Consider the following 25,103-nt stretch of genomic DNA (forward strand, 5'->3'; position numbering starts at 1 on the left):
GTCCTCGTCTCAATCACCTGCGCGGCCTCCCGCTTCGCTGAGGATGATCTCCGACGCTCTTCCCCTTCGCACGGGCTCGAGGACCTGCTTGCCGTAGTCGATCGTGTCGATCCCGCTCAGCAGGGTCCCGCCATTGACCGGGATCATCTTGCTCTGGTGCCCATCGTAGGACACGACGAAATAGTCGAAGAACCAGGGGGATTTGCCGTCGGGATTAATCTTCCTGGGAACCGACGCCGTCCACCGCACCAACTGGGGGCCGACCGTGCCTTCCTGCCCCCATTGCCGCGGGCTTATGCTCATCCGGAAGGACCGCATGTCGAGCTCGTTCTCGGCGACGCCGCCGATCTCGACGGTGCCCTGCATCTTGACGATCTCGTAGCGGGGCGAGCTGATCGTCATGGGTTTCAGGAACAGGATCGCGATGAGGAAGATCACGACATAGCCGGCGACCGCGCCGCCGAGCTTGAAATTCACGCCGGCCAGCGCGCCACTCGCCTGTCCGGTGGACGGGACGGACCTGTAAAGCAGGATCGCCGGCACCAGCGGTGCCAGGATCGTCACCAATATCGCGACTATGTCGATCATGGCGGGCATTGCGTCGAACCTTCCGCATTCCCCTGCGGAATTTTAGGCCGGATTGCCGCTCGGTGCAATCCGCGCTTGCCCGTGGTTCATCAAGTCTGTGGGGCAGCGCTCAGAGGCGCCGCGCGCCGACATGTCCCGTCACCCCGCCGAGCGCACCGTCGACGAGATCCAGGCCCAGGAGCCGGGCCAGATCGACGGGCCCCGGCATGATCACCGAGCCGCGGGGCAAAGGACGATAGCCGAGCGGCGCGTAATAGGGCGGATCGCCGACGAGGATGATCGAGCTCTCGCCCGCCTCGCGGGCAGCCGTAGCGGCGCGCTGCATCAGCGCCTTGCCGACGCCACGGTTCTTGAAGGCCGGCCGGACCGCGAGCGGCCCCAGCATCAGCGACGGGGCCTCGCCGATCGCGATCGGGGTCAGCCGAACCGAACCGATGATCGCCCCGTCATGTTCGGCGACGAAGGAGAGCGCCGGCGCATGGCGGGCCATCTCGCGAACACGCTCGGCGGCGCGGGTGAAGCGACCGGGGCCGAACGCCTCGGCGGCAATGGCATCGATGGCTGCGTGGTGGTCAGGATCTTCCGGAAGATACCGGACGTCGGAAAGGGCAAGCATGACGGGCATTCCAGGTCGGGCGGGCGTCAGCGCCGCTCGCTGGGCTCCCATCGGCTGATCGGGATACCGGCAAACGACGACGGTCAGTGCGCGTGCGCGCAGATCCTGTGTCGTCGTCGGCGGATGATCATCGGAGCACTCCTCAAGTCCGGCAATCCGGTTAGCACTGCGATCAGGGAAGGTCCAGCCGGAGCCCATCCGGCCGGTTGGTGCCCGAGCGTTGACGCTGCGTCGCGGCTGCTACCGGAACGCGCGGGTGCCACTTCGGTTAGTCTGACGGACCCGAACCGAAGGAGATCGCCAATGGGACTGCTCGTAGACGGCCAGTGGCAGGACAAATGGTACGATACGAAATCGACCGGCGGCAGCTTCCAGCGCTCGACCACGAGCTTTCGCGACTGGATCACCGCCGACGGATCGCCCAGCCCGGACGGCCAGACGGGCTACAAGGCCGAGCCCGGCCGCTACCATCTCTACGTCTCCCTCGCCTGCCCCTGGGCCCACCGCACGCTGATCGCCCGCAAGCTGAAGAAGCTGGAGGACGTCATCTCCCTGTCGGTGGTCGACTACCACATGGGCGAGGAAGGCTGGGTCTTCTCCGACCGTCCCGGGGCAATTCCCGATCCGATCTTCGGCAAGAAGCGGCTCTATGAAATCTACCTGGAAGCCGACCCGCACTACACCGGTCGGGTGACCGTGCCGGTCCTCTGGGACAAGGAGACCGGAACCATCGTCAACAATGAATCCTCGGAAATCCTGCGCATCCTGAACCGCGGCTTCGACGCCTATGGCGATGCCTCGGTCGACCTGTCACCGGACGATCTGCGCGACGACATCGATGCGATCAACGCGGATGTCTACGATCACGTCAACAACGGCGTCTACAAATGCGGTTTCGCGACGACGCAGCGGGCATACGAGAAGCCCTTCGGACAGTTGTTCGATGCGCTCGACCGGCTCGAGGCGTTGCTGTCGAAGCAGCGCTACCTCGTCGCCAGCGCCGCGCCGACCGAGGCGGACTGGCGGTTGTTCACGACGCTCATCCGCTTCGACCCGGTCTATTTCGGGCACTTCAAATGCAATCTGCAGCAGATCAGGGACTACCCGAACCTCTTCAAATACATGCTTGAACTCTACCAGGTTCCGGGCGTGGCCGAGACGGTCGATTTCGACCATATCAAGGGCCACTACTATTCCAGCCACGCGACGATCAATCCGACCGGCATCATCCCCGTCGGTCCGAAGCAGGATCTCACCGTGCCGCACGGGCGCGAGCGGCTGGCCGTTCACCAATAGGGATCGCGCGCCGTCTCGCCGGCCAGTTCGGCGAGACGGCGCCGGGTTGCATTGGTGGTGCCATCCGGCAGCTCGCTGGGCGCGAAGAACCCCATCTCGGCGATCTCGGCGCCCGGCTTGTGGTTCGCCTCGCGCCGGAACGCGCCGCAGCGATAGAGCAGCACGTGATCGCGGTTGGAGGCGTTGCGGTTGAAATGGGCCGAGACCAGCTCCGGCTCGTCCAGAAGCACGATCCCTGCCTCCTCTCGCACCTCGCGCGTCATCGCCTCGGCCGCCGTCTCGCCGGGATCGACCCCGCCGCCGGGCAGGTACCAGCCGGAGACATAGGTGTGTCGCACGAGGCAGATCCGCCCCGCGTCATCGAAGACGAAACCGCGGACGCCGAGGGTCATGGGCCGAGCCACCACATGCACACCGTGCAGGATCCGCACCATCAGTTTCTCGAAACGCATCGCCGTCCTTCGTTCGCCAACCCTAGCAATCCGTCTCTCCTCACCTAGGATGACAGGCATGTTTCGTCTTGCCCATCTCTCCGATATCCATCTCGGTCCATTGCCTGAATTGTCGATCCGCGAACTCGCGTCAAAGCGGGTGACCGGCTACGTCAACTGGCATCGCAATCGCCGCAGGGTGATGTTCGGCGACACGCTCGCCAACCTCATCCAGGACCTGCAGCAGGAAGCGCCGGACCACATCGCGGTCACCGGCGACCTGGTCAATCTGGCCACCAAGGTCGAGACCATGGCGGCCCGCATCTGGCTCGAGGAACTCGGCAAGCCGCACGACGTCTCCGTGGTGCCGGGCAACCACGACGCCTATGTCCCCGGCGCGCTGAAGCGGTCCTACCGGGAATGGTACGAGTACATGATCGGCGACAATCCGCTGAACGCCATCGGCAACTCGTTCCCCTATGTGCGGGTCCGTGGCCCCGTCGCGATCTTCGGCGTCTCGACCGCCGAAGCGACGGCACCGTTCTTCGCTACCGGCACGTTCCGCCGGCGCCAGGCAATGGCGCTGGCCAAGCAGCTCGAACACGCCGGCGCGCATGGCCAGTTTCGCGTGGTGCTGATCCACCATCCGCCGATCTCCGGCTCGACGGCTTGGCACAAGCGGCTGATCGGCAAGCAGTTCTTCTCGAAGGTGATCCACGAGATGGGTGCCGAGCTCGTGCTGCACGGCCACACGCATCTCGATACGCTGCATTGGCTGAAGGGGCCGCAGGGCATGGTGCCGGTGGTGGGCGTGCCGTCGGCGAGCCAGGCGCCCGGCAGCTCGCATCCGGCCTCGCGCTACAATCTGTTCGAGATCGACGGCGAGCCGGGAAAATGGTCGCTGATCCAGCGCGAACGCGGCGCCCGTGAAGAGCGTCCGGGCATCGGCTGGGTGCGCCAGCGCGAACTGCTCACGGAGGGGCGCGCCGTCAACACGACCTCGCGCGAGGATTCGCGGCCGGCGGCCTGATCAGCCGACGGAAACGCCGAGATAGGACGAGATCGCCAGCAGCAGGCCGGCACCGACGACGACACCGATCATCAGCCAGACGGCCGCGATGACGAAGTCGGTCGAACGCGAACGCTGCGGCTCGGGCTGGCGCAGCGGCGCCTCGTTGGTCCGGCGAACCGGATGCGCCGGCTTGGCGATCCGCTCGTTCAGTTCGTCGTTGACCGCGAAAGCCTTGTCGCGCTCCACGATCCGCTCGGCGACGTAGTCCGTCACCCGATCGGCGATGATTCGCGCTTCGGTGGATTCCACCAGCGTGACCCGGCCGAGGCGCGTTTCGCGGACGAGCCGATAGGTGCGCCGGTCGCGGGCCATGACGACATTGGCGGTGCCGTCGATCCACAGCCGCGCATGGGCGCCGCCCGACAGGGTGAAGTCGAACATGTCCTCGCCCGCCGGCAGTTCGTCGATCAGCGGCTGCAGCTCTTCCTGCAGGATTTCGAGCCGCGCACGATCGGCCTCACGGATATCGACGACGACGTCCGAACGCTGCGCGGCAGCGATCTTGGCCTGTCGCACGGCATCGGCCAGTCGCTTCGTCCCCATCAGGGTCGCGACATTGTCCTTGCCTTCGCCCATCGATCGTCGCCTCGAATCCAATTCGTTAACCGGGGGTTTATCATATTCGGATTCGCGATTGGAAGAAACTGCGTGCCGCTCCGGCTCAGGCGCCATCGACCTGCTCGATCGACGCTAGAATCGCGCTCTCGCAGGCGTCTTCCGCCTCCAGCATCAGCATGTGGCCGTGCCCGGCCAGCGCGGTCAGGGCGAAGCCCGGCGGCGCCTCGGCACCCTGCGCAAACGGTGTGACCGGATCCTCCGTGCCCCATACGAGCGAGATCGGCAGGCCGGTTGCGGCAATGGTCTCGAGCGGCAGAACGCCCTGCGTCCCGCCCCCGCCGCCATCCCTGGCCGTGAACAGGAGATCGAACATCTGCGCGACCGCGGCGCGATCCTCCGGCGTGCGGGCGGCGGCGATCGCGGCTGCCGTCTCGGTGTCCGGCTGCCAGCCCGGGGCGCCCATCGCGCCAAGCGACGTGCGGACTGCCTCAGCGCCCTCGGCCGTCATCACCCCTGCGATCAGGTCGCTGCCGATCTTGGGGCCGAATCCGCCCGGGGCGAGCAGCGTCAGCGAGGCTACGCGGTCCGGTGCGAACAGGCTGACGAGGCAGGCGATGGCGCCGCCCATCGAATGGCCGACGAGGTGGGCGGAGGCGATGCCACGCGCCTCCATCTCGGCGATCACGGCCCGCGCCGCCACCTTGGGCGGACCGAAGCCGGGATAGTCCCGCGACTGGCCGTGGCCCGGCAGGTCGAAGGCGAGGACCCGCCGCTGCGGAGTGGCGAGGCGCCGTTGCAGCGCCTCCCACACGGCCGCCCGACCGTCGAAGCCGTGCAGCAGCACGACGGGCCGCGCCGTGCCGCCGGCTTCGCCGCCCTGTTCGATGGCAAACAGGCGCGGTGCTTCGGCGTCGCTCATCAGCGTGTCGCCAGGAGGCGGTTCGCCGCGGCGACCAGCGCTTCGAGCGAAGCCGTGACGATGTTCTTGTTCATGCCGACGCCGAACAGCCGTCCGCCCTCGTGCTGCACTTCCATGTAGCAGATGGCGCCCGCGTCGGAGCCGGCCCCCAGCGAGTGTTCCGAATAGTCGAACACCGAGAACTCCAGGCCCAGATGGCGGCAGAGGGCGTTCACGAACCCGTCGATCGGCCCGGTTCCGATCCCCTCGATCGTTGTCTCCACGCCATTGTCGAGGATGGTCGCCTCGACGATCCGTTCGCCCTTCACATTCGCGCTCGGCCGGGTGGTGTGCTCGACGAACCGGATGCGACCGTCCGGCTGTTCCACATAGCGCTCGATGAAGCGCTCGTAGATGCGCTTGACGGGCAGTTCGCGGCCTTCCTCGTCGGTGATGTGCTGGATGTCCTCCCGGAACTCCACCTGCAGGTTGCGCGGCAGGTTGAGGCCGTAATCGGCCTGCAGCACATAGGCGATGCCGCCCTTGCCCGACTGCGAGTTGATGCGGATGATCGCCTCGTAGGACCTGCCGACATCCTTCGGATCGATCGGCAGATACGGGACTTCCCACAATTCCTTGTTGGCGACCTTGCGGGCCTTCATGCCCTTGTTGATCGCGTCCTGATGCGATCCGGAAAAGGCCGTGTAGACCAGCTCGCCCACATAGGGATGACGCTCGTGGATCGTCATCTGGTTGCAGTACTCGAAAATCTCCTTGATGTGGTTGATGTCGGAGACGTCGAGACCCGGATCCACCCCTTGCGTGAACATGTTCAGCGCCAGGGTGACGAGATCGACATTGCCGGTGCGCTCGCCATTGCCGAACAGCGTGCCCTCGACCCGGTCCGCCCCGGCCATCAGGCCCAGCTCGGTCGCCGCGACCGCGGTGCCACGGTCGTTGTGGGGATGCAGCGAGACGATCAGGCTGTCACGATTGTCGAGGTTGCGGCACATCCATTCCATCTGGTCGGCATGGATGTTCGGCGTCGACATTTCGACCGTCGCCGGCAGGTTGAGGATCAGCTTGTTGTCCGGCGTCGGCTGAACGATCTCGGCGACCGCGTTGCAGATCTCGACGGCGAAATCGAGCTCGGTCCCGGTGAAGCTTTCCGGCGAATACTGGAAGCGATAACCGCCGCCGGCCTTGGCCGCCATGTCGACGACCATCTTGGCGGCGTCAGTAGCGATCTCGCGAATGCCGGCGCGATCCTTCTGGAACACGACGCGGCGCTGCAATTCGCTGGTGGAATTGTAGAAATGCACGATCGGCCGGTGCGACCCTTCCAGCGACTCGAAGGTGCGCGAGATCAGCTCAGGCCGGCACTGCACCAGCACCTGCAGCGACACGTCGTCGGGCGTCTCGCCCTCTTCGATGCACCAGCGCACGAAGTCGAAATCGGTCTGCGAGGCGGACGGGAAACCGATCTCGATCTCCTTGAAGTTCATCGCCTTCAGGAGCGCGAAGAACCGGGCCTTGCGGTCCTGCCCCATCGGATCGACCAGCGCCTGGTTGCCGTCGCGCAGGTCCACGGAGCACCAGATCGGCGGCTCGGTAATGGTCTTGGACGGCCATGTCCGGTCGGGCAGATCGACCTGGCCATAGGGCTGGTACTTGCGGGAGGCCGACGGCATCGTGCCGCGGCGCTCGGCCGTTTCGGGCGGCGCCTGCCGGACGTCTGCGGCCGGACGGGGGGCGGGTGTAACGGACATGGTCTTCGCACCTTGATCGCTGGGCGGATGACGGCTGCGGCGGCTTCGCGCGCATCTGGCCGGTCATCGGCAATTGGAACCGTCTTGTAAAGCGAGAGGGGCTGAGCGCGCGGGCCGGGTCGGACCACAGTGCCGGCTCGACCGCCGGACGCCCCCTTCAGGTCAACGGGTCCGACGGCCGCAGCTAAGAAGGAGAAGGCGTAGAAGCGAGAGCGGACGCACGGCGTCGCCGGCCCGGCTCGGGGCCGCGATCATGCCGAAAGTGGATGGCGTCGCGTTCATGCGGCGAAGACTAGCCGCAAATCCGTCGATGGCAAGCCGAAAATGCAACAGTCGCGGCCGGCCCGCTCAGCCCGCCGACGACGCCGTAAACGCCGGCCGGGCCTCGAAGACGAGCGTCGCCACCGCGCCGCCGTCGTTCGACGTCTCGAAGCGCCCGCCGATCTGCTGGGTAAGAGAGGCGACGATGCGCATGCCGAGATTGCGGGACGCGGCGATGGAAAAGCCGTCCGGCCAGCCCGGTCCGTCGTCGGCTACCTGCAGCCGCTGGGTCCAGCCCTCGCCCGCAGTGCCCGCCGCGTCCTCGCGGCGAAGCGAGACCCGGATGGTGCCCGGCCGGCCGTCGGCGCAGCCATGCTCGATCGCGTTGGAGATCAGTTCGGTCACGATCAGCGCCAGCGGCACGGCCGTCTCGGCATCCACCTCGGTGGGCGCGACATCGGTCAGATAGGTGACGTTGGTCACCCCCGATGCCGCCAGGAGGTCAGGGCCGAGCTGCGCCAGATAGGGCGCCATGTCGAGGCTCTGGCGGCTCGGATCATGGAGCTGGCGCTGGATCTTGGACACGAGGCCGATGCGGGCGGAGGCCTGCTGCAAAGCGGCGGTTGCCTCGGCGGAGGAGGACACGCGCGCCTGGGTGTTCAGGAGCGCCGACACCACGGCGAGATTGTTGGAGACCCGATGCTGCAGCTCGCGGAACAGAAGGTCGCGCTCGTTGGCATAGCGGGCGGTCGCCTCCTTCTCGACGGTCAGCCGGTCGAGCGCGACGTGCATCCAGTGGATCAGCACGATGTCGACCGTTACGATGAAGACGTAGAAGACCAGCGCCAGCAGCGAACCGCCGGTGAGCAGGAAGGAATCGAAGGGCGGAATGAAGAAGTACCAGGCCGACAGGCCGCCAAGGAGACCGACCAGCGCTCCCGGCGCCGTGCCGGCGAGGAAGGTCGTGATGATGACGGCCGGGAAGAACGACAGATACGGGAAGCCGGCCGGCAATTGCTCGTCCAGCCCGTAGCGGACCCAGAAGGCGAGCCCGATCGCCACGATGGCGAAGACCCAGCGAAGCACCGGCCTCTCGCGCCAGGAGATGGCGATGAGAAACGCCTGCACGCCGTTCAGGCCGGCGAGATTGGCCCTGCCGCGCGGCGCGCCGATGTCGACCCCCATGGTGATCCCCGTCCAGTTGCAGTGCGCCGCGAACCCGTCGCGACTCCAGCGTCCCCTCCGCCGCCAGCTATTGCCGCTGCGGCGGGAAATGGCAAGCAATCGTCGTTTGATTTCAAGGGGCTGCCGCTGATCTCAGAGCCTTGGCGAGCCGGCGGGGTCAGAGAACCGGCACGCCCGTCTGCTTGGCCTCGCCTTCCGGCTCGACATGGATCGACACCCGGGCCCCGTCGAAGGCCACCTGCAGCGCATCCTCGATGCGATCGCAGATTTCATGGGCAATGCCGACGGTCATGGTTTCCGGAACGACCATGTGGAACTCGATGAAGATCGCCCGGCCGGCCAGCCGGGTCTTCAGATCGTGAACCTCGAGCGCTCCATCCGCATGCGAGGAGATGATGTCGCGGACGGTGGCTTCCTCCTCCGGGTCGATCGCACGGTCCATCAGCCCGGATAGCGAGCTCATGACGACGAGATACCCTTCGCGCAGGATATTCAGGGCGACGAGGGCCGCCATCAGCGGATCGAGGATCGTCCACCCGGTGCTCGTAGCGATCAGCAATCCGCCGATGACGCCGACGGAGGTCACGACATCCGCCATGATATGGCGTCCGTCCGCCGCAAGCGCGGGCGAGCGCCGGGCGGCGCCCTGGCGGATCAGATAGGTCGCCCAGACGGCATTGATGGTCGTTGCCGCGGCATTGATGGCGATGCCGATCAGCGGCTCCTCCATCGCCCGCGGCACCAGATAGGCCTGCCATGCCTCACGCAGGATGAGCAGCGCGGCCAGAACGATCAGCACGCCCTCGATCACCGCGGACAGATATTCCGCCTTGGTGTGGCCGAAGGGGTGGTCGCTGTCGGCCGGCTTGTAGCTGAGCGTGACGGCCCAGAGCGCGATCAGGCCGGCGACGACGTTGACGATGGATTCCAGCGCGTCGGAGAACAGTGCGACCGACCCGGTCATCCGGTAAGCGGCGTATTTGATCGCGAGCACGATCACCGCCACGGCGACCGACGCCATGGCAATGCGCTTCACCAGCGGGGCACCAGCACCCGCCGCCATCTCCGACCCGCCGCTCACCGTGTCAGGCCGCCTGTTCGCGGGCCCGGCGCGGCAGTGCCGCGACGATGTTCTCGATCATCCGCATGCCGGCATCGCCGCCCAGGCTCATGATGCTCTCCGGATGAAACTGCACGGCCGATACCGGTTCGGTCCGGTGCTCGAAGGCCATGACGATGCCGTCCTCGGTCTCGGCCGTCACGTTGAAATCCTTGGGCAGGCGAACGGGATCGGCGAAGATCGAGTGGTAGCGCCCGACGGTGACCTCCGCCGGCAGGCCGGCGAAGATGATGCCCGGATCGGAAATGCGGATGCGCGACGGCTTGCCGTGCACCGGCATGTGCAGCGTCCGCAGCGTGCCGCCATAGGCTTCGGCGAGGGCCTGGAGACCGAGGCAGACGCCGAAGATCGCCGCACCGTGCTCGCGCGCCCGGGCAATGGTGCCCTTGCAGTCGAAGTCGGACGGATTGCCCGGTCCCGGCGACAGCACCACCAGATCCGGCGCGATCCGCTCGAAAATCTCGGACGGCACCGGTGTGCGGACCGTCGAGACCTCGGCGCCGGTCTGGCGGAAATAATTCGCCAGCGTATGGACGAAGGAATCCTCGTGATCGACGAGGAGGATGCGCAGCCCCTCCCCCACCTTGGCGGAATCGCGCTTGGCGGCGGCCGGATCGGGCGCACCCGCCTCGCGGATGGCGCCGATCAGCGCCGAGGCCTTCAGTTCGGTCTCGGCCTCTTCGTCCTCGGGATTCGAATCGTAGAGCAGCGTCGCGCCGGCCCGCACTTCCGCGATGCCGTCCTTCAGACGGATCGTGCGCAGGGTCAGGCCGGTATTCATGTCGCCGTTGAAATGCACCATGCCGACGGCGCCGCCATACCAGGCGCGCGGACTCTTCTCGTTGTTCTCGATGAAGCGCATGGCCCACAGCTTGGGCGCGCCGGTCACGGTCACCGCCCAGGCATGGGAAAGGAAGGCGTCGAAGGCGTCCATGCCGTCGCGCAGCCGGCCCTCGATGTGATCGACGGTATGGATCAGGCGCGAATACATCTCGATCTGGCGCCGGCCGATCACCCGGACCGAGCCCGGATCGCAGACCCGGCTCTTGTCGTTGCGGTCGACGTCGGAACACATGGTCAGCTCCGACTCGTCCTTCTTGGAGTTCAAAAGCTTCAGGATCTGCTCGGAATCGGCGATGGCGTCGTCGCCGCGCTTGATCGTGCCGGAGATCGGGCAGGTCTCGACCCGGCGGCCGTTGACCCGCACGAACATCTCCGGCGAGGCGCCGATCAGGAATTCGTTCGATCCGAGATTGACGAAGAACGAATAGGGCGACGGATTCACCGCCTTGAGCCGGCGCGAGATCTCCGACGGCCGGTGCTCGGCACGCTCGTAGAAGACCTGCCCGGGCACGACCTCGAAGAGATCGCCGCGCATGAACTTCTCCTTGGCGGAGCGCACGAGGTCGGCATATTCGCCCGGCTTGTGGTCGCCGCGGGGCGGGATCCGGTCCGACGGCGCGAAGGGCGCATCCGGCCCGCCGCCCTCCAGACCCTCTGTCGAGGCGCCGTCCATGGCGAAGTCGTAGCGGGTCCGGAACGCCGAGGCCGAATAGTGGTCGACCTCGAGCAGCTCGTCGGGCAGGTACAGCACCAGGTCGCGGCGCTCGGCATCGCGCTCCAGCACTTCCGGCACCGGCTCGAACTGATAGGCGAGATCGTAGCCGAAGGCGCCGTAGAGGCCGAGTTCGCGCCCCTCCTCGGAGCGGAACAGCGACACGATGGTCCGCAATACGGAAAAGACGCTCGGCATGCGCGAACGCTCTTCCTCGGTCACCGCCGTGGTCGGCTGGACGATGGTCAGGTCGATGATGTCGTCACTACGCGTGCGGTTCGCGATGTCGCCATTGCCGGCCAGCGCCGCGTCGATGAATCCGAGCAGCACACGGCCGCGCGGGTTCAGCGCCTCGATGCGCATGTCGCGCCTGTCCGACGAGATGACCAGCGGCGGATCGACGAAGGCGACGTCCTGCCGCGTGTAGCGGCCCGGATATTCATAGTTGGAGAACAGGACCGCCCCGCGGCGCGTGTCGAGCCAGTCGAAATAGGGCTCGATCGCGCCTTCATATGCCACGGCCTGCCGGCTGCGGGTGATGGCGATGCCTCCGGCGGTCACATACCGTTCCCGTCCGTCTTCGGTCTGTTCGGTCACCATGAATCTTCTCCGGGTCTTGCGACAAGCTCGTTGCGGGTCTCGTGCCCGGACCCCCGGCGACATAGCAAAAAGGCCGCCGGATGATCCGAGGCGGCCTTGAGGTACTGATCACATGCGTGATGGTCCGGCCGCTATCAGCGAGCCCACCACCAGTTCTTTGCAGAGATCATCGTGTCCATGGGAATCGGATAGACGACCCGGCCCCAAAGGGCAATGGGAAAGGCTGCTAGCCGGCGGCGCGATCGGTTCCGGCGATCTTCCGGACCCCTATGCGGCCTTGGCGATGAGCTGAACCGGACGGCTTGCGTCGGCAAGGAATCCCGCGAAGAGCTCGATCCCGAGGGGCCGCGAGATGTGGTAGCCCTGCACGAAGTCGATTGCCGGGCGGAAGGCGCGCAATTCCTCGAGGCGTTCGGCCGTCTCGATTCCCTCGACCACCATCATCCGGCCGGAGGAATGGATCATCTCCACGGCGTGATACAGCATCCGGGCCATCATGCTGTCGGCCGGCGCCATGGCAAAGGCACGGTCCAGCTTGACCCCGTCCACCGACAGCGCCGCGAGGTTCTGGATGTTCGAGTAGCCGCTGCCGAAGTCGTCGATGTAGGTGCGGATGCCGGTGTCGCGCAGCCTCTCGATCTCGCGGGGCGCCGTCTCCATGTCGATGGCGTCGCTTTCGACGAGTTCGATGATCACCCGGAAGCGCTCGGGCTCGGCGAGGAACGGCCGGAAGATGTCGCAGAGCACGGCACTGTCGAGATCGCGCGGGAAGACGTTGAACGTGACCTTCAGCAACAGCCCCGCCGGCATCGCGGCGGAGAGTTCGCGGTGCGCCTTCTCGACCACCATCCGGGTGAACTGCCGGGTCAGGCCGTAGCGCTCGACCAGCGGAATGAAGCGGTCCGGATAGACGATCCTGTCGTCGATGTCGCGCCAGCGCGCCAAGACCTCGCAGCCGGCGATGCGGCCGGTCGCGAGCTCCATGATCGGCTGGTAGGCGCACACCACGGTCTCTGCGTCGAGATAGCGGCGAAAGCGGGCATCGAAGGCCCAGCGCCGGACGATCAGCGCGCGCGCCTGGATGGCGAGGACAGCGGACAGCAACGCGGCGAACAGCAGCGCCACGACGGCATAGGGCGCTCCGCGTGCGAGCAGGGAGGTCAGCGAGGCCTGGGTGGCCACGCAGATCATTCCGTCGTCGCCGCAATCGATGCTGCGAACGGTGCCGGACAGCGGCGCGGTGCCGTCGATGTCAGCCTGGCGGTTGGCGTCGAAGACACCCTCGACACCTCCGAGGTGCCATCGACGACCGCTCGAAGCAGTTGCAACGGTCTCGAACTCCATCCATTGCGGGACCGCGTGCGGCACTTCGTCCTGGCGCACGACAATGGCGAAGTCGCCTTCCTGGACGATGCTCCCGAGGAGACCTTCGAAACCCGAGAAGGACAGGTCGCGCTGCATCCAGACGACGGTCTCCGCCCCGACCCGGATGTCCGGCTCGCCGAACTGCAGGGGTGTCTCGAACACCCCGATGCTGGCCGAGCAAAGCGCCGCGCCATCAACAACGTAGAGGAACTCGTGGAAGCCGTCCGGAAGGAAGGCCACGCGGCGGAGCTGTTCCCGGAATTCAGCGCTGCAGGGCGCGGCCGTGACCTGCTTTTCCAGTTCGGCAAAGGTCGAGTCGAGATTCCGGCGGATCTGGGCGTAGGGCGCCAGCGCAACGCGGCTCTCGGCCCGCATCGACTGACGCGCCTCGTACAGCGCGAACACACCGGCCGCCCCGGTCAGGACAAGAAAGATCAAGCTCCCCACGACGATCGCGATGATCGTCTGCTGGCGACGGGAGATGAACAGACTGACAAGCTTCGCCATGGTGTTACGGCCTATTTTTCGGTCATCTCAGTGAATGGGAAAACCCTCTATGAGTGCTTAAGAAGCAGGCAGATCCGGCCGGTATCGCGAAGCTTTCGCGCGATGGCGGGCGCGCGACTTCCGTAACGGCTGCGCGCAATCGACCGCACCGGTCGACATTCCCCAAGCCGAAAGTTTCGGCTAGAGCGAGGACATGGAAGAATTCGACTATATCGTCGCCGGGGCCGGTTCGGCCGGATGCGTGCTCGCCAACCGGCTTTCCGCCAATCCGCGCAATCGCGTGCTGCTTCTGGAGGGGGGCGGCAAGGACAACTGGATCTGGTTCCACATCCCGGTCGGCTATCTCTTCGCCATCGGCAATCCGCGCTCGGACTGGATGTTCAAGACGTCGGCCCAGGCCGGGCTGAACGGGCGAGCCCTCTCCTATCCGCGCGGCAAGACCCTCGGCGGATCGTCCGCGATCAACGCCATGATCTACATGCGCGGCCAGGCGGCGGACTACGACCATTGGCGCCAGCTCGGTCTCCAGGGATGGGGCTGGGACGACGTCCTGCCGCTGTTCAAGGCGATCGAGGACCATGCCGACGGTCCGAGCGAGTTTCACGGCGCCGGCGGCGAATGGCGGGTCGAGCATCCACGCATCCGCTGGGAGATCCTCGACCGGGTCCGGGACGCGGCGCATGCGGCAGGCGTGCCCAAGATCGACGACTTCAACACCGGCGACAACGAGGGCTCGGCCTATTTCCAGGTCAACCAGAAGGGCGGACGACGCTGGAGCGCAGCACGCGGCTTCCTCAAGCCGGTCCTGAAGCGACCCAATCTGAAGATCGTGACCGGCGTGATGATCGACCGGGTCACGGTCAAGGATGGGCGCGCCGTTTCGCTGCAATATCGCCGCGACGGCCAGACCTTCGAGGCGAAGGCGGCCGGCGAGATCGTGCTGTCGGCCGGCGCGGTCGGCACGCCGCTGATCCTCGAGCGGTCCGGCATCGGCGACACCGACCGCCTGCGGCCGCACGGCATCGCCCCGGTCCGGCATCTGCCCGGCGTCGGCGAGAATCTGCAGGACCATCTGCAGATCCGGCCGATCTACAAGGTCGACGGCATCAAGACGCTGAACAGCGAATACAGGAACCTCTTCCGCCGGGCGATGATGGGCGCGGACTACGCGCTGCGCCGCCGCGGGCCGATGACCATGGCGCCCAGCCAGGTCGGGGCCTTCGTCAAGTCACGCCCGGACCGGGCCACCGCCGATCTGGAATTCCACTTCCAGCCGCTTTCCCTCGACGACTGGGGCAAGGGCCTGCACCCGTTCTCGGCGTTCACCGCCAGCGTCTGCAATCTGCGCCCGACGAGCCGCGGCAGCGTCCACCTGACCGGCTCTCTGGTCGAGGACACGCCGGACATCTCGCCCAACTATCTCTCCACGGACGAGGACAGGCAGGTCGCGGTGGACAGCCTGAAATGGGCCCGCCGGATCGTCGCCCAGTCGCCGCTCGCGCCCTACAAGCCGGAAGAATACAAGCCGGGCGCCCATGTCGTGTCGGACGACGACATGCTGGTGGCCGCAGGCGACCTCGGCACGACTATCTTCCACCCGGTGGGGACGGCGAAGATGGGTCCGGACGGCGATGCCGGCGCCGTGGTCGACGAACGGCTTCGGGTGCGTGGCATCGAAGGGCTGCGCGTCGCGGACGCCTCGGTGATGCCGACCATCACCTCCGGCAACACCAACTCGCCGACGATCATGATCGCCGAAAAGGCCGCCCGGATGATCGTCGAGGATTCCCGCAGCTGATTGCCGCAACGCCGTCCGCTGGACCGCCCGTCATCTTCCTGTCACGGGTGGCGCTGTAGTCGCCCTGCCCGTGGGGCGCCGACCTTTCCGCGAACCCCGAACACGATCTGAGGAGACCGCCATGATCCGCAGCCTCGGCTTCGCCGCCGCCACTTTCGCCGCCATTCTCCTCTCCGGCACGGCCTTCGCCCAGTCCGGCAAGCTGGTGCTCTATACGAGCCAGCCGAACGAGGACGCCCAGGCGACCGTCGACGCCTTCAAGGCGAAGCATCCCGATGTGGACGTCGAATGGGTCCGCGACGGCACGACCAAGGTCATGGCCAAGCTGCAGGCCGAGTTCGCCGCCGGCAACCCGCAGCCGGACGTGCTGCTCATCGCCGACAGCGTGACCATGGAAGGCCTGAAGCGCGACGACCGGCTGATGCCCCATGCCGACGCCGACACGACCGGCTTCGCGGACGGCCTGTTCGACACCGACAAGACCTATTTCTCGACCAAGCTGATCACCACCGGCATCGTCAACAACACCCGCGCCGAGACCAGCCCGTCCTCGTGGAAGGACCTGGCGGACCCGGCGCTCCGCGGTCAGACGACCATGCCGAGCCCGCTGACCTCGGGCGCTGCGCTGGTGCATCTGGCCACGCTCACCCAGAACCCCGATCTCGGCTGGGACTATATCGCAGCGCTCGCCGAAAACGGCGCCACGGCGTCCGGCGGCAATGGCGGCGTCCTGAAGGCGGTGGCCGGCGGCGAGAAGCCCTATGGCGTGATCGTCGACTTCCTGCCGATCCGCGAAGCTGCGAACGGTTCGCCTGTCAATTTCGTCTTCCCCGAGGAAGGCGTTTCCGCCGTCACCGAGCCGGTCGCGATCCTGAAGACCGCGCAGAACCCGGAGGCCGCCAAGGCTTTCGTCGATTTCGTCCTCAGCGAGGACGGTCAGAAGCTGGCGGCGAGCCAGGGCTACCTGCCGGCCCGCGACGGCATCGAAGCGCCAGCGGGCTTTCCGGCCCGCGACGCGATCAAGCTGATGCCCTTCGATGCGGCCAAGGCGCTCGCCGACGAGGAGGCGAACAAGAAGCGCTTCGCCGAACTCTTCGGCGGCTGACCTCTGCCCGCCATCACTTCCATTGCCAGACGCTGGAACGGCGAGAGCATCACTCTCGCCGTTCTCGTCGTTTTCGTCGGCCTCGTCAGCGTCCTGCCGGTCACGCGGCTCGTCGTCGAGGCCTTCGCGCCCGGCGGCACGCCCGACCTTGCCAATATCCGCACCGTGCTCACCGCGGGCTCCACCTGGACGGCGGCCTGGCACTCGCTGGTCACGGCGACGCTCGGCACCGCGATTTCGCTCGTTCTCGGCACGCTCTTCGCGCTGATCGTCGCCCTCACCGATATCCGCGCCAAGGCGGCGCTGGTGTTCTGCTTCCTGCTGCCGTTGATGATCCCGCCGCAGGTGACGGCGCTGTCCTGGGCGCAATTGTTCGGCCCGGCGAGCCCGCTCCTGATCACGCTCGGCCTCGCCCCGCCGCTCGGCTCGCCGAACCCGATCTACAGCCCGGGCGGCATCGTCCTGCTGCTCGGAATCCAGCATGCGCCGCTGGTGTTTCTCGCCGTGCGCGCCGGCCTGCGCGGCCTGCCGCGCGAGATGATCGAGGCGGCGCGCGCCTGCGGCGCCGGCCGGCTGCGGGTGATGGCGACCATCGTCCTGCCGATGATGACCCCGCCGCTGGTCGCCGGCGGCGCCTTGGCCTTCGTCTCGGCGGTCGGCAATTTCGGCATTCCGGCCCTGCTCGGCATTCCGGCGGGCTACACCGTTCTGCCGACCCTGATCTATCAGCGGCTGGCGAGCTTCGGCCCGTCGATCATCTCGGAGGTCGCGGTGCTGTCGATCGTCGTCGGCGCCCTCGCCTTCGTCGGCTTCGCGGTGCAGGCGCTGGTCATCGGCAAGCGCGACTATCGCACCGTCGGCACGCCCGCACAGGCCCTGCGCTACGCCCTCGGCCGCTGGCGCGGACCGATCGAGGCGCTCGCCTGGGCGATCATCGTCGCCATTCTGGTGGTGCCGCTGATCGCGCTCCTCGCCACCTCGCTGGTCACGGCCTATGGCGTGCCCCTCACCGGCCAGACGGTAACTCTGTCCAACTACGCCGAGGTGCTGTTCCGGCAGGATTCCACGGTGCGCGCCTTCCGCAACTCGTTCCTTCTTGCGGCCGGCACATCGCTGTTCCTCGTTGCGGTCTGCGTGCCCTTTGCGGCCTTCGTGGTGTGGCGCAAGAGCCGGCTTCTGGATGCCCTGGCGATGATGGCGGAACTGCCCTACGCCCTGCCCGGCATCGTGCTCGGCATCGCCGCGATCCTGATCTTCATCATGCCGCTGCCGGTGCTCGGCATCAGCCTCTACAACACGATCTGGATCATCTTCTTCGCCTATCTGGCGCGCTTCCTGACCCTGTCGCTGCGCCCGGTCGTGGGGGCGGTGCAGCAGGTGGACCGGGCACTGGAGGAAGCTGCGCGCATGACCGGCGCGCGCTATCTGTTCCGGCTGCGCACGGTGGTCTTCCCGCTGCTCGCGCCGGCCGCTGCGGCGGGCGCGATCCTCACCTTCATGACCAGCTTCAACGAACTGACCGTCTCGGCGCTGTTGTGGTCGGCCGGCAACGAGACGCTCGGCGTTGTGGTCTTCAATCTCGACGATTCCGGCGCGACGGTGCTGGCTTCGGCGGTCGCGGCGGTCACGGTGGTGGCCATCGTCGCGATCATGGGCGTGACGGCCCTGCTTGCGCGGCGCCTGCCGCGCGGCGTCCTGCCCTGGACCGACTGACCGGCCGACCGCCGGTTCAGGCCGCGCGTGCCGGCTTCACCGCAGCGGCGTGACCGGACGGCAGCAGCCAGCCATCCTTCGCCCGGACCCGGATGGTGCTGCCGATGGCCGCCAGATGCGGAGCCCAGACCGGCAGCACGGTCTCGGGCGCCGCCTCCGGCGACACATCGAGGATCACATGCGAGCCCTTGAAGGTCGCCTTGCGGACGGTCGCGGCAAAGCCGGCGCCCTCGGTCGGCTCCAGATGCTCGGGCCGCAGGCACAGACGTGCGGTGGTGCCGGCCGCCGGCACGGCGTCCGGATGGCAACGCACCGCCACCTCGCTGCCGAAGAGCTGGACGGCGATGCGATCCGGCCCCAAGCCGCGCAGGATCCGGCCGTCGACGATCTGGCCGTTGCCGACGAACCGGGCCACCTGCTGCGAGCCCGGCTCGGCATACAGCGTCACCGGGTCGGCGACCTGCAGGATCCGGCCCGCCTCCATCACCGCCACCCGGTCGGCCATGGCCATCGCCTCGGCCTGGTCGTGGGTGACATAGACCATGGTCGCGCCAGTGCGCTGGTGGAATTCGCGGAAAGTGTCTTCCATCGAGGCGCGCAGATTGACGTCGAGATTGGCCAGCGGCTCGTCGAGCAGCACCACTGCCGGATCCATGGCGAGGCACCGCGCCAGCGCCACACGCTGGCGCTGGCCGCCGGACAGATCGGCCGGACGCCGCGCCTCGAAACCGGTTAGATCAACGGCCGCCAGAGCCTCGGCGACCTTGCCGGCCCGCGCCGCGCCCTTCAGGCCGCGCACCCGCAGCGGATAGCCGACATTCTCGGCCACGCTCATATGCGGCCACAGCGCATAGGACTGGAAGACGATGCCGACATTGCGGTCCTCCGGCGGCACATGCCGGCCGTCGCCCGCCACCAGCGCGCCGTCGAAGCGGATCGCACCGCCGGACAGCGTGTCGAAGCCGGCGATCAGGCGAAGCAGGGTCGTCTTGCCGCAGCCCGACGCGCCGAGCAGCGCAACGAACTCGCCCGCCTGGATCTCGAGGGAGACGTCGTCGACGGCCGCGGTCTCGCCGAAGCGTTTGGTGACGGCGGCGAGCGAGATGGCGGACATGCAAGGCTCATGGCTGGACTGCGGACGGCCGGAGAATAGTGCGGGCGGACGCAAAGGGCGAGCCGCCGGCTCATCGGCCCCCGGAGCTACCGTCCTATGCGAAGGACGGCAACGCTGTCGTGACGGCCGGTTACGAAACCGGCCTGCCCCGCTCGGTGATCAGAACAGCCCCTCGACCTCGCCGTCGGCATTCAGGCGGATGGTCTCGGCAGCCGGTTTCGAGGGCAGGCCGGGCATGGTCATGATCTCCCCGCAGATGGCGACGACGAAGCCGGCCCCGGCGGACAGGCGCACTTCGCGGATGTGGACGGTGTGGCCGTCCGGGGCGCCGCGCAGGGTCGGGTCGGTGGAGAAGGAATATTGCGTCTTGGCCATGCAGACCGGCAAGTCGCCATAGCCGGCCTCCTCCCAGGCGGTGAGTTGGTCGCGCACGCTCTTGTCGGCGGTCGCCTCGGCGCCGCGATAGATGCGCTTGACCACGGTCTCGATCTTGTCGAACAGGCTCATCTTGTCGGGATAGAGCGGCGCGAATTGCGACGCACCGCTGTCGGCCAGCGCGACGACCCGATGCGCCAGATCCTCGATACCGGCCGAGCCGTCGGCCCAGTGGCGGCAGACGATGGCCTCCTCGCCGAGCTCCGCGACATAGGCCTTGATGGCCTCGATCTCGGCATCCGTGTCGGTGACGAAATGATTGATGGCCACGGTGGCGGGCACGCCGAACTGACGGATGTTCTCGATATGCCGACCGAGATTGGCGCAGCCGCGCGTCACCGCTTCGACATCCTCGGTCCCGAGCGCGTCCTTGGCGACGCCGCCATTCATCTTCAGCGCCCGGACGGTGGCGACGATGACGGTCGCGGCAGGCTTCAGCCCGGCCTTGCGGCACTTGATGTCGAAGAACTTCTCGGCACCGAGATCAGCGCCGAAGCCGGCTTCGGTCACCACATAGTCGGCGAGTTTCAGCGCCGTCGTCGTGGCCACCACCGAATTGCAGCCATGGGCGATGTTGGCGAAGGGGCCGCCATGGACGAAGGCCGGGTTGTTCTCCAGCGTCTGGACGAGGTTGGGCTGCATGGCGTCCTTGAGGAGGACCGCCATGGCGCCGTCCGCCTTCAGGTCGCGCGCATAGACCGCGCTCTTGTCGCGGCGGTAGCCGACGATGATCGCGCCCAGGCGTTTTTCGAGATCGGCGAGGTCCTTGGCCAGGCACAGGATCGCCATGACCTCGGAGGCGACGGTGATGTCGAAGCCGGTCTCGCGCGGGTACCCGTTGGCGACACCGCCGAGGGAGGCCACGATGCCGCGCAGCGCCCGGTCGTTCATGTCCATCACCCGGCGCCAGGTCACGCGGCGGGTGTCGATCTCCAAGGCGTTGCCCCAGTAGATGTGGTTGTCGATCATCGCCGACAGGAGATTGTGGGCAGTGGTGATGGCGTGGAAGTCGCCGGTGAAGTGGAGGTTCATGTCCTCCATCGGCACGATCTGCGCGTAGCCGCCGCCGGCCGCACCGCCCTTCATGCCGAAATTGGGACCGAGCGAGGCCTCGCGAATGCAGATCGCGGCGCGTTTGCCGATCCGGTTGAGGCCGTCCCCGAGGCCGACCGTGGTGGTGGTCTTGCCCTCGCCGGCCGGCGTCGGATTGATCGCGGTGACGAGGATCAGCTTGCCGTCCGGCCGATCCTGCAGCGACTTGATGAACGGGGCGGAGATCTTCGCCTTGTCGTGGCCGTAGGGGACGATGTCCTCTTCCGCGATGCCCAGCTTGGCTGCGATCTCGCGGATCGGCTTCTTCGCCGCGGCACGCGCAATGGCGATGTCGTTTTTGATCTCGGCCAAGCCCGGTTCTCCCTGTCTGGTCTGCCTCGCAGGCGACCATAGGCAGCCTGACGCGCCAATGCCAATGCCTGTCCGCGTCAGGATTTCCTATCCCGCGATAAGCCGCACTTGGGTGCGGCGGCCGAACAGGAAGCCGGCTGGTCATGGCGGATGCCGAACGGCGAAACGGAAAGAGCCCGGGCGCAGGCGCACCGGGCTCTTCATTCCATGATCACGATGGGCGGCGTTGGGAGGAGAAACACCGCACTCGGATCGGTATCGCGGCTGTGGTGTCGAACGAGCCCGTCAACAGGGAGGATGAAGGCGGGCTCCCCGTCCGTCCAATACCGCAATATCCAGACTGTAGCCCAAGTCGCCGCAAGACGCTGTCACTATTTTGCTACGGACCGTGCCAAATTCGCACAGTTGTTGCTGCGAGGAGACATGCACGCCATTGCGGAAAATGCCCGAACGGCGTGCAGGCGGCCGCCCCGCATCCAGCCGCGAAAGCCCGGAATTCCCGGCTGTTCGGGGCCGCGCGAGGCGTCGCCCTGGCCGACAATAAGTCCTGCGAACTGTTGCGTTCACGGGCTACCGCGGCAATAACAATCGCCATCACATTCATGCAGCAGCGGGGCGTGCCCAGCGTCCCCGGCCTGCCGACCAGGAGACGATTCCCATGAAGCTTTCCCGAATGTTCGCAGCCGCCATGCTCGGCACCGCTTTCATCGGCACCCCGGCGCTCGCCCAGGAAGCGGAGTCCTGTTCGACGGTTCGCTTCTCCGATGTTGGCTGGACGGACATCACGGCGACGACCGCCGTCACGACGGAAATCCTCAAGGGCCTCGGCTACGACACCGACACCAAGGTCCTGTCGGTGCCGGTCACCTTCGCCTCGATGAAGAACGAGGACATCGACGTCTTCCTCGGCAACTGGATGCCCTCCATGCAGGCCGACATCGCGCCCTATCTCGAGGACGGGTCGGTCGAGGACGTCAAGACCAACCTGACCGACGCGAAATACACGCTGGCGGTGCCGCAGTACCTGTTCGACGAGGGGCTCAAGAGCTTCGCCGACATCGCCAAGTTCTCCGACCAGCTGGACGGCAAGATCTACGGCATCGAGCCGGGCAATGACGGCAACCGCCTGATCCTCGACATGATCGAGAAGGACGCCTTCGATCTCGGCGATTTCGACATCGTGGAATCCTCCGAGCAGGGCATGCTCAGCCAGGTCGCCCGCGCCACCCGCTCCGAAGACGCGATCGTCTTCCTCGGCTGGGCGCCGCATCCGATGAACAAGAACTTCGACCTGCAGTATCTCGCCGGCGGCGACGATTTCTTCGGCCCCGACTTCGGCGGCGCCACGGTCCACACCACTGTGCGCAAGGGCTATCTCGAAGAGTGCCCGAATGTCGGCGCGCTGCTCTCCGACCTCACCTTCTCGCTGGAGATGGAGAACGCCGTGATGGGCGCGATCCTCGACGATGGCGAGAAGCCGGAAGCGGCGGCCCAGGAATGGCTGAAGGCCAATCCCGACCAGATCGCCACCTGGCTCGAGGGCGTGAAGACCAAGGACGGCGAAGATGGCCTGCCGGCGGTCAAGGCCTATCTCGGTCTGTCGTAAGCCGCAGAACGCCTGACGCGGGCCGGCTGGCGCCGGCCTTCGTTGGATTTGGCAGGGTCGGACCGCACGTGGTCCGGACTGCCTCCCGCACGGGGCGCCCCATCTCTTCCCGGGCGCCCGGCCGAAACGGCCAGTCTCGCGCCGACATCCTGCCGTCATGGCGCTTCAGCCGCCGTGACGCGACCCTGAAGGACCCGATTGCCCGTGCAGTGGCTCGTAGATCATCCGCTTCCCATCGGCGATTACGCCGAAGCCTTCGTCGATTGGCTGACGGCCAATTTCACGTTCCTCTTCGACGCGATCCGCGACGGGCTGGGCGCCTTCATCGAAGCCATCCTGTTCATCCTTCAATGGCCGCATCCGCTGGTCGTCGTCGCGGTCTTCGCCGCCATTGCCTATGCCGCACGGCGCTCGATCCCGATCGTCATCTTCACAGTGGCCGGCCTGCTGCTGATCATCAATCTCGGCTTCTGGGAGGAGACGACGGAGACGCTGGCGCTGGTGCTGGCCTCGACCGCCGTCTGCATGCTCATCGGCGTGCCGGTGGGCGTGGCGGCGGCCCGGCGCGAATGGCTCTACGCCATCCTGCGGCCGATCCTCGACCTGATGCAGACGATCCCGACCTTCGTCTATCTGATCCCGGCACTGATCCTGTTCGGCCTCGGCCTGGTGCCGGGTCTTGTGGCGACGGTGATCTTCGCCCTGCCCTCGCCGATCAGGCTGACGCGTCTCGGCATCGCCTCGACGCCGCGCCAGCTTCTCGAAGCGGGTGACGCCTTCGGCGCGACCCCGATGCAGCGCCTGATGACCATCGAGATCCCCTACGCCCTGCCGCAGATCATGGCCGGGCTGACCCAGACCATCATGCTGTCCCTGTCGATGGTGGTGATCGCCGCCCTCGTCGGCGCGCCGGGCCTCGGCGTGCCGGTGCTGCGCGCCCTGAACACGATCAATATCGGCCAGGGCTTCGAGGCCGGGCTGGCGATCGTGCTCCTGGCGATCATCCTCGACCGCTTCTTCCGCATCGACGAGGAAGGCCGTTCATGAGCCCGATCGTATCCTTCCAGAACGTCTCGATCGTCTTCGGTCGCAATCCCGAGCAGGCGCTGCCGCTGGTCGATGCCGGCAAGAGCCGGGCCGAGATCCGCGACGAGACCGGCGTGACCCTCGGCGTCGCCGATGCCTCCCTCGACATCCAGGAAGGCGAGATCGCGGTGCTGATGGGCCTGTCGGGCTCCGGCAAGTCGACGCTCCTGCGGGCAGTCAACGGCCTTGCCCCGATCACCCGCGGCAAGGTGCTGATCGATACGGGCAAGGGCATCGTCGATCCGAAGGATTGCGGCGCCAAGCGGCTGCGGGACCTGCGCCGCCACGAAGTGGCGATGGTGTTCCAGCAATTCGCCCTGCTGCCCTGGCGCACCGTGGCCGACAATGTCGGCCTCGGCCTGGAGTTTTCCGGCGTGCCGCGCAGCCAGCGGCGCGAGCGCGTCGTCGAGCAGCTCGAGCTTGTCGGCCTCGGCGACTGGGTCGACAGCCGCGTCGGCGAACTGTCCGGCGGCATGCAGCAACGCGTCGGCCTTGCCCGCGCCTTCGCCACCAACGCGCCGATCCTCCTGATGGACGAGCCGTTCTCGGCCCTCGACCCGCTGATCCGCTCGCGGCTTCAGGACGAGCTTCTGGAAATCCAGCAGCGGCTGAAGAAGACCATCATCTTCGTCAGCCACGATCTCGACGAGGCGTTCAAGATCGGCAATCGGATCGCGATCATGGAAGGCGGCCGCATCGTCCAGGTCGGCACCGCGCAGGACATCGTGCTGCGCCCGGCAGACGACTATGTCGCCGACTTCGTCGCCCACATGAACCCGCTCAACGTCCTGACGGCGGCCGACGTGATGAAACCCTACGACCGCACGGGCGAGGCCAGCCCCGCCAATGTCGCGCAGATGGCCGAACCCGGCACGCCGCTGCAGAAGGTCATGTCTGCCGTCAGCCACGGCAAGGGCACCGTGGTCGTCGCGCGCAAGGGCGAAATCCTCGGCCAGATCGGCCCGCAGGAGATCGTCGACGCGCTGGAGCGGCATCAGGCCGGCTGATTGCCGGCCTGCGC

At 66.8% G+C, this 25,103-nt stretch carries 20 protein-coding genes; 8 read left to right on the forward strand and 12 right to left on the reverse strand.

Annotation, left to right across the window (positions count from 1 at the left end; genetic code table 11):
• Nucleotides 1-9: 9 nt before the first annotated feature.
• Nucleotides 10-588 (reverse strand): hypothetical protein, encoded by a 579-nt coding sequence (locus N7I30_RS00890; RefSeq protein WP_228239782.1) that lies wholly within the window; start codon nucleotides 586-588, stop codon nucleotides 10-12.
• 109 nt (nucleotides 589-697) lie between these two features.
• On the reverse strand, nucleotides 698-1,402 hold the full coding sequence (locus tag N7I30_RS00895; RefSeq protein WP_338083193.1) for a GNAT family N-acetyltransferase: 705 nt from the start codon (nucleotides 1,400-1,402) through the stop codon (nucleotides 698-700).
• A 105-nt stretch (nucleotides 1,403-1,507) separates the two neighbouring features.
• Here N7I30_RS00895 and N7I30_RS00900 point away from each other — a divergent pair, with 105 nt between their 5' ends.
• Nucleotides 1,508-2,500 (forward strand): glutathione S-transferase family protein, encoded by a 993-nt coding sequence (locus N7I30_RS00900; protein ID WP_498636072.1) that lies wholly within the window; start codon nucleotides 1,508-1,510, stop codon nucleotides 2,498-2,500.
• On the opposite strand, the gene N7I30_RS00905 is transcribed toward N7I30_RS00900, so the two are convergent.
• On the reverse strand, nucleotides 2,491-2,952 hold the full coding sequence (locus tag N7I30_RS00905; protein WP_498636074.1) for an NUDIX domain-containing protein: 462 nt from the start codon (nucleotides 2,950-2,952) through the stop codon (nucleotides 2,491-2,493). The genes N7I30_RS00900 and N7I30_RS00905 overlap by 10 nt on opposite strands.
• Before the next feature lie 58 nt (nucleotides 2,953-3,010).
• Here N7I30_RS00905 and N7I30_RS00910 point away from each other — a divergent pair, with 58 nt between their 5' ends.
• Nucleotides 3,011-3,961 (forward strand): metallophosphoesterase family protein, encoded by a 951-nt coding sequence (locus N7I30_RS00910; protein WP_421460902.1) that lies wholly within the window; start codon nucleotides 3,011-3,013, stop codon nucleotides 3,959-3,961.
• Here the strand turns inward: N7I30_RS00910 and N7I30_RS00915 are convergent, their stop codons facing one another.
• The 7 genes from N7I30_RS00915 to N7I30_RS00945 all read right to left on the reverse strand — a co-directional run bounded on the left by N7I30_RS00915 (nucleotide 3,962) and on the right by N7I30_RS00945 (nucleotide 13,821).
• Nucleotides 3,962-4,579 carry a hypothetical protein gene (locus tag N7I30_RS00915; protein ID WP_024350393.1) on the reverse strand — a complete coding sequence of 206 codons (618 nt, stop codon included), beginning with the start codon at nucleotides 4,577-4,579 and terminating at the stop codon, nucleotides 3,962-3,964.
• Between the two features lie 85 nt (nucleotides 4,580-4,664).
• Nucleotides 4,665-5,480: an alpha/beta fold hydrolase gene (locus N7I30_RS00920; RefSeq protein WP_498636077.1), complete on the reverse strand. Its 816-nt coding sequence runs from the start codon at nucleotides 5,478-5,480 to the stop codon at nucleotides 4,665-4,667.
• Entirely contained in the window at nucleotides 5,480-7,150 is a 1,671-nt protein-coding gene (leuA, locus tag N7I30_RS00925; protein ID WP_475362142.1) for a 2-isopropylmalate synthase, read from the reverse strand. Before leuA ends, N7I30_RS00920 begins: the two co-directional genes overlap by 1 nt.
• Nucleotides 7,151-7,576: 426 nt before the next feature.
• Entirely contained in the window at nucleotides 7,577-8,674 is a 1,098-nt protein-coding gene (locus tag N7I30_RS00930) for a sensor histidine kinase (RefSeq protein WP_498636079.1), read from the reverse strand.
• A 157-nt stretch (nucleotides 8,675-8,831) separates the two neighbouring features.
• Nucleotides 8,832-9,737, reverse strand: a complete 906-nt coding sequence (locus N7I30_RS00935) for a cation diffusion facilitator family transporter (RefSeq protein WP_024350389.1) — start codon at nucleotides 9,735-9,737, stop codon at nucleotides 8,832-8,834.
• 22 nt (nucleotides 9,738-9,759) lie between these two features.
• Entirely contained in the window at nucleotides 9,760-11,949 is a 2,190-nt protein-coding gene (locus N7I30_RS00940; RefSeq protein ID WP_498636081.1) for an anthranilate synthase, read from the reverse strand.
• 267 nt (nucleotides 11,950-12,216) lie between these two features.
• On the reverse strand, nucleotides 12,217-13,821 hold the full coding sequence (locus N7I30_RS00945; protein WP_498636083.1) for an EAL domain-containing protein: 1,605 nt from the start codon (nucleotides 13,819-13,821) through the stop codon (nucleotides 12,217-12,219).
• A gap of 193 nt (nucleotides 13,822-14,014) precedes the next feature.
• Here N7I30_RS00945 and N7I30_RS00950 point away from each other — a divergent pair, with 193 nt between their 5' ends.
• The 3 genes from N7I30_RS00950 (at nucleotide 14,015) to N7I30_RS00960 (ending at nucleotide 18,437) form a co-directional block, all read left to right on the forward strand.
• Complete coding sequence (locus N7I30_RS00950; protein WP_498636085.1) at nucleotides 14,015-15,619, forward strand: GMC family oxidoreductase; 1,605 nt, start codon at nucleotides 14,015-14,017, stop codon at nucleotides 15,617-15,619.
• Nucleotides 15,620-15,740: 121 nt separating this feature from the next.
• Nucleotides 15,741-16,724, forward strand: coding sequence for an ABC transporter substrate-binding protein (locus N7I30_RS00955; RefSeq protein ID WP_498636087.1), 984 nt, complete (start codon nucleotides 15,741-15,743; stop codon nucleotides 16,722-16,724).
• Nucleotides 16,725-16,736: 12 nt separating this feature from the next.
• Nucleotides 16,737-18,437 (forward strand): ABC transporter permease, encoded by a 1,701-nt coding sequence (locus tag N7I30_RS00960; RefSeq protein ID WP_498637089.1) that lies wholly within the window; start codon nucleotides 16,737-16,739, stop codon nucleotides 18,435-18,437.
• A gap of 16 nt (nucleotides 18,438-18,453) precedes the next feature.
• Here the strand turns inward: N7I30_RS00960 and N7I30_RS00965 are convergent, their stop codons facing one another.
• Nucleotides 18,454-19,551 carry an ABC transporter ATP-binding protein gene (locus tag N7I30_RS00965; protein ID WP_498636089.1) on the reverse strand — a complete coding sequence of 366 codons (1,098 nt, stop codon included), beginning with the start codon at nucleotides 19,549-19,551 and terminating at the stop codon, nucleotides 18,454-18,456.
• A 159-nt stretch (nucleotides 19,552-19,710) separates the two neighbouring features.
• Nucleotides 19,711-21,390: a formate--tetrahydrofolate ligase gene (locus N7I30_RS00970; protein ID WP_491390946.1), complete on the reverse strand. Its 1,680-nt coding sequence runs from the start codon at nucleotides 21,388-21,390 to the stop codon at nucleotides 19,711-19,713.
• A 658-nt stretch (nucleotides 21,391-22,048) separates the two neighbouring features.
• On the opposite strand from N7I30_RS00970, the gene N7I30_RS00975 reads away from it, so the two are divergent.
• The 3 genes from N7I30_RS00975 (at nucleotide 22,049) to choV (ending at nucleotide 25,089) form a co-directional block, all read left to right on the forward strand.
• A complete protein-coding gene (locus N7I30_RS00975; RefSeq protein ID WP_498636092.1) occupies nucleotides 22,049-22,996 on the forward strand; it encodes a choline ABC transporter substrate-binding protein in 948 nt (315 codons plus the stop codon).
• 204 nt (nucleotides 22,997-23,200) lie between these two features.
• Nucleotides 23,201-24,043, forward strand: coding sequence for a choline ABC transporter permease subunit (choW, locus tag N7I30_RS00980; protein ID WP_498636093.1), 843 nt, complete (start codon nucleotides 23,201-23,203; stop codon nucleotides 24,041-24,043).
• Nucleotides 24,040-25,089, forward strand: a complete 1,050-nt coding sequence (gene choV / locus N7I30_RS00985) for a choline ABC transporter ATP-binding protein (RefSeq protein ID WP_483214243.1) — start codon at nucleotides 24,040-24,042, stop codon at nucleotides 25,087-25,089. Before choW ends, choV begins: the two co-directional genes overlap by 4 nt.
• Nucleotides 25,090-25,103: the final 14 nt, after the last annotated feature.

The sequence above is a fragment of the Aurantimonas litoralis genome (genome assembly GCF_026153195.1).
GTDB lineage: Bacteria > Pseudomonadota > Alphaproteobacteria > Rhizobiales > Rhizobiaceae > Aurantimonas > Aurantimonas coralicida.